The organism is Aquiflexum sp. (assembly GCF_977115555.1).
In genome coordinates this window covers 1-5,389 of record NZ_CDSBKL010000288.1, presented here as the reverse complement: position 1 = coordinate 5,389, position 5,389 = coordinate 1, and the positions used below count along the sequence as shown (strand labels likewise).

Annotated in this window: 4 protein-coding genes; all 4 read right to left on the bottom strand. The window is 40.1% G+C overall.

The features are described from left to right. Positions 1-124 precede the first annotated feature (124 nt). Positions 125-1,198 (bottom strand): WD40/YVTN/BNR-like repeat-containing protein, encoded by a 1,074-nt coding sequence (locus ACZFYI_RS15045; protein WP_462524949.1) that lies wholly within the window; start codon positions 1,196-1,198, stop codon positions 125-127. A 312-nt stretch (positions 1,199-1,510) separates the two neighbouring features. Next, entirely contained in the window at positions 1,511-4,579 is a 3,069-nt protein-coding gene (locus tag ACZFYI_RS15040) for a WD40/YVTN/BNR-like repeat-containing protein (RefSeq protein ID WP_462524948.1), read from the bottom strand. A gap of 143 nt (positions 4,580-4,722) precedes the next feature. Continuing rightward, entirely contained in the window at positions 4,723-4,983 is a 261-nt protein-coding gene (gene rpmA / locus ACZFYI_RS15035) for a 50S ribosomal protein L27 (protein ID WP_462524947.1), read from the bottom strand. A 32-nt stretch (positions 4,984-5,015) separates the two neighbouring features. Beyond that, the gene (gene rplU, locus ACZFYI_RS15030) at positions 5,016-5,324 is read right to left on the bottom strand and encodes a 50S ribosomal protein L21 (protein WP_462524946.1); all 309 of its coding nucleotides are present in this window, start codon (positions 5,322-5,324) and stop codon (positions 5,016-5,018) included. Positions 5,325-5,389 lie beyond the last annotated feature (65 nt).

The window sequence follows — 5,389 nt, the reverse complement described above, 5'->3', positions numbered from 1 at the left end:
CAGAAAAAAGCGAAAAATTTTTATTTTTTTAAAAAAAGCACTTGAAAAACCAATAGGTAATGTTGAAAAAGTTAATTGTTTTGGATTGCCAATTGCCAAACCAAAGTAATGTAATCAATCTTTATCATTTCAATTTGAGTACATGCACCCCGATGGCATAGCCATAGGTTTTTTCATCGGAACTATAGATTCTGATTTTGTTGCAAGCTACACCCAAATCTGTTTTGGACCAGGTTTTTCCTCCATCTTCAGTTTTGAATCCGGTCTGAACAGTACCCACAAATCCCACTTCCTCATCAATAAACCCAATACCAAATTGACGGGCTGCATGGTCTACCACCAAATCGACTTCAGTCCATGTTTTTCCTCCGTCTGTGGTTTTGGCGATTCTTTGCTGTTTCACTTCAGGATCAGGATTGTACGATTGTATGGTTACATAGCCTACTTTTTCAGATGGAAAAGAAACTTTCCAAGTGGTTTCGAATGGACGTTGAGACCTATAGACCTCCTGCCAAGATTTTCCGCCATCCACGGTACGAAGTATTAGGGCATTGGACTTGGTAATGTCTTCATCTGTGGCCGCACAGACAAATCCTTCCATCTTGTTGAGCATTTTTATGTCAAAAAGCATTTTTGCAGGGCTGTCCATTTCTTGGGAGAACCATGTTTTGCCGGCATCATGTGAGATCATGATGTTAGCAGGACTTCCTACCCTACCCACTGCGAACAGGTGTGTTTTGTATCCAATTTCACCATGATTGATATATTGCTCTTTGACTACATCAATGGCGCAGAGCCCTTTTACATAAGGTCCATTGTATGGGACAGGATGCCAAGTGGTACCTCCGTCAACTGTTCCATATAGGGGTATTGTATCTGTCACGTTAGGAAAATAATCTGTGCCAACGGTACCAACAAAGCCTGTTTTTTCATCCAAGAAAGCTATGGTTCGAAAAAATGATCCTTTGGCTTCCAATTGTTTTAGCCAAGTAACTCCACCATCTTTAGTGTGGAAAATGCTTCCAAATCCATTGACATACCATCCTGTTGTTTCATTGATAAAAAAGATATCATCCTGCTTGCCGGGATAGGGTTCAGTATTCAATTTTTCCCAAATCAAGTCATTTTGCCCAAGGACTGAACCGATCCCAAGGACTGTAAAAAAAAGGATCAGGAAGAAGCTGTGGAGGTTTTTCATGTTAGAATATTTTTGATGGGTCAAAATTATCTGCTAAGCCAAATCAGACCTATAAAAAAATTAGAAACGCAGGTTTTGAAGGATAAATGAGTTTTAGAGTTTGAAAGTTTCAGACCCTAGGAGACATAAAAATGTGAATAGGAAATCAAACAAAAACCATAGCTGTCCTTTATCTAAATCAGTATTGCAAACAATTGGCTGGGGTAATTGTCCTGTTAATGTTTAAAGGCATTTCCTAAACAGGCCTTTAAAAATTAAAAAAAAATCCCTGCCGATTAAATTGACAGGGATCTTTACCGTTAATAAGAAAGTCTATTTCTTTTCTATTTCTGCTTTCATCTCCTCTATATTCAGAATTTTGGAAATTTGATTTTTTTCAACTTCCCTAAATTTGGTGAGCTGTACGTCAATCAGGTTGGTAATCTCTACCCTAACTTCCTCTGCGCCATCTGTCGGTCTGTAGTCACCTGTTCCTGCCACAGAATTCAAATGTGCCAATTTATTGTTTAACCTGATCGGGAAGTTCAATGGATCCTGTCCGCTTCGGTTTTGGGTTTGATACAATTCTTTTTCTATATCAGAAATGGCTTTGATAATCGGATCAATCCTCCTTTTCTTCTTAGGGTCTTTTTCTATCAATGCATTGAGCTCATCTCTGTACTTTCTGATAATTATGATGGTCTCATGTGTTTCTGTTAGTTTATCCCTGACATCCAAAAGGAAATCATACTGAGCCTCTAGATCTTCCTGAGAGGATTCATATCTAGGATCCGCCAAAACTTTGAAATTCTGTTCCTCAGCCTTGCCATCCACAATCAATCTGACAATATAATCACCCGGCACAACCTTTGGTCCACTAAGAGGACCTGACCACATAATCATCCCCTCAAAACTTTTGGCATCAGGTATGCGAAGATTCCAGTTGATTTCATTGGAACCGGTTTTGTACTTCAACGTATCTTTTTCGATTCCTTTGGAAGAAAATTCTCTGAGGAGATTTCTCTTGTTATCGTAAAACTCTACCCTGACCTCTTCTTTGGGTTCGTCCTTAAGGTGAAAATAGACCAAAACCCCACCAGGCCTGTTTGTACCTGCTGTTTTTGACTCTCTCTTCACTCCATCCATTCTGTAGGAATCCTGAGGCTTAAACAAATGGAATGGCTTCATCCCAATCTGTTCAGACATTTGATGAAGGACAGTAAGGTCATCCACAATCCAAAAACTCCTGCCTTGGGTGGCTGCTATCAAATTGTTATCCTTGATGGTCAAATCTGTGATGGGAACAATGGGTAAATTGAGCTGAAATGGTTTCCAGTCTGCTCCGTCATTGAAAGAAATGTACATACCGGTTTCAGTACCAGCATAAAGAATTCCTTTTTTAGCCGGATCGGCTCTTACAACTCGGGTAAAATGCTGTCCGTCTATGCCGTTGACGATTTTGGTCCAGGTTTTACCATAGTCAGAAGTCTTGTATAAATAAGGTGCGTAGTCTCCGTTTTTATAGCCTGTTGCCGCAAAATATAATCCTCCTTCCTCAAAAGGATGGCCTTCAGTGCTATTGATCTGTATCCATTCAGGAAGGCCTTTTGGAGTTACATTTTCCCAGGTCTTCCCATTATCCTTAGAAACATGAACCAAACCATCATCAGAACCTGCCCAAAGCACCCCCTTTTTCAAAGGTGATTCTGAGGCGGTAAAAATGGTACTGTAGTATTCCACAGAGGTATTGTCTTTGGTAATCGGACCTCCGGATGGACCTAGTTTTTCTGTTGCATTCCTTGTCAAATCCGGGCTGAAAGTCTCCCAAGATTGCCCGCCGTCTGTTGACCTATGAAATTGATTGGAAGTTGTATAAAGGACTTTTGGATCATGAATGGAAAAGAAAATCGGAAAATTCCACTGAAAACGATATTTCATATCCTCTGCACCATGCCCCATGGGATTGTTTGGATAGACGTTGACAGTTCTGGAAGTTTTGTTTCTATGGTTTTCACGAGTCAAATACCCACCATAGGAACCACCGTAAACAATGTCATTGTCCAATGGGTCAGGAGCAATCCAACCACTTTCTCCACCGGCTGTAGTTTCCCAATCATCCTCGGTTATTCCTCGCCCATCATTCCTATGACTGATCCTCAGTGTTGAATTATCCTGTTGCGCACCGTAAATCCTGTAAGGAAAGTGATTATCAGTCGTAACCCTATAAAATTGAGAAGTCGGCTGATTCATATAAGTAGTCCAAGAATCACCACCATCAAAAGACACCTGTGCTCCGCCATCATCAGCAATAATCATTCTTTGATTGTCTTTAGGGTCAATCCAAAGGTCATGGTGGTCTCCGTGAGGTGCGTTGGAACTTTTAAATGTTTTTCCTCCATCTGTAGATTTATGGTAACTGACATTCAGTACATATACAGTGCTATCACTTTGGGTATCGGCAAATAATCTGGTATAATACCAAGCTCTTTGTCTGAGGCTTCTGTCCTCATTGGTTTTTTCCCAGGTTTCTCCTCCGTCATCAGATCTGAAAAGACCACCGTTTAGGTTTTCTACCATTGCCCATACACGATTTGAGTTGACCGGAGAAATGGTAACCCCCATGATTCCCAAAGTTCCTTCCGGTAATCCTTTGTTGGTTGAGATTTCTTTCCAAGTTTCTCCTCCATCGGTACTCTTAAACATTTTGGATCCCGGACCACCACTTTCTAAGCTATAGGGAGTTCTTTTCAATTCCCAAGTAGTCGCAAACATGATATCAGGGTTTTTTGGATCCAATACCAAATCCACAGCTCCTGATGTTGGATTAACAAACAGTTTTCTATCCCAGGTTTTGCCTCCGTCAATGGATTTGTAAACTCCTCTTATATCTGTTGGCTTGAATATATCACCCAAAACCGCCGCTAGGACAATATCGGGATTGGTAGGATGGATTCTGATTCGCGATACAAAGCGTGATTCTTCCAAGCCAAGACTTGTCCAGGTTTTGCCGGCATCAACACTTTTCCAGAAGCCATATCCAAAGGAAACATTGCCTCGGACAGTCTTTTCTCCTCCTCCGACATAGAGGATATTCGGATCTGACTCTGCCACAGCGACAGCCCCTATAGATCCTCCAAAATATCCGTCAGAAATATTGCCCCAGGTTTTTCCTCCATCTGTGGTTTTCCAAACGCCACCGCCTGTGGAACCAAAATAAAATGTATTTCTTTCAGAGGCTACTCCCGTTACTGTTGCCGATCGGCCTCCCCGATGAGGGCCGATGTTTCGCCATTGAATCGCTTCATAGATTTTTTCATCATAGGATTGGGCATTGATCTCTTGGCTGAAACAGAGAATGAACAGAAGTCCAAATGTCCAAATCAATCGTATCGTTTTGATCATAGTTCGATGTTGGTTATGTATGACGAAATTTAATTCTTTAAAAGAGAAAATTTTACAAAAAGTGATTTCTGGCAAATATTTGGTCTAAAACAAAAAAGGCTTCCCTTTAAGGGAAGCCTTTCAAAATCTTAATAAAATAATTGTTATGCTTCAACAGGAACAACGTTGACGTATGATTTACCGTCAAACTTCCTTTTGAACAAAACTTTTCCAGGTACAAGAGCAAATAAAGTATGGTCTTTGCCGATACCTACGTTTTCACCTGGATGGTGTTTTGTACCTCTTTGTCTGATGATGATGTTTCCGGCAATTACTGCCTCTCCACCAAATTTCTTCACACCAAGTCTTTTACTGTGTGATTCTCTACCGTTTCTGGAACTACCGACGCCTTTCTTGTGAGCCATGATTTTATACGTTTAGGACTTCTTGCGAAATCTTATAATGAAATGTTTTCAATCAATACTTTAGTAAAGTTTTGTCTGTGACCATTTTTCTTTTTGTAACCTTTTCTTCTTTTCTTTTTGAAGACGATTACTTTATCACCTTTAAGGTGTTTTAGAATTTTTGCAGTTACTTCTGCACCTTCTATAACTGGGGCGCCAATGGTTACTTTGCCATCGTCTAACAACAAAACATGATCAAATGAAATATTTGACCCTTCTTCTTGTTGCAAACGATTCACAAAAACCTTCTGGTCTTTTTTAACTTTAAATTGTTGCCCTGCTATCTCTACAATTGCATACATAGTTAATGTGTTTTTCGCTTATTTGATTAAAATCAAAACCTTATCCAGATTTTGAGGGTGCAAAT

Bases quoted from the DNA above. Each gene is read 5' to 3' on its own strand.
- ACZFYI_RS15045 (WP_462524949.1), bottom strand. From the start codon at position 1,198: ATGAAAAACCTCCACAGCTTCTTCCTGATCCTTTTTTTTACAGTCCTT.
- rpmA (WP_462524947.1), bottom strand. From the start codon at position 4,983: ATGGCTCACAAGAAAGGCGTCGGTAGTTCCAGAAACGGTAGAGAATCA.
- rplU (WP_462524946.1), bottom strand. From the start codon at position 5,324: ATGTATGCAATTGTAGAGATAGCAGGGCAACAATTTAAAGTTAAAAAA.
- ACZFYI_RS15040 (WP_462524948.1), bottom strand. From the start codon at position 4,579: ATGATCAAAACGATACGATTGATTTGGACATTTGGACTTCTGTTCATT.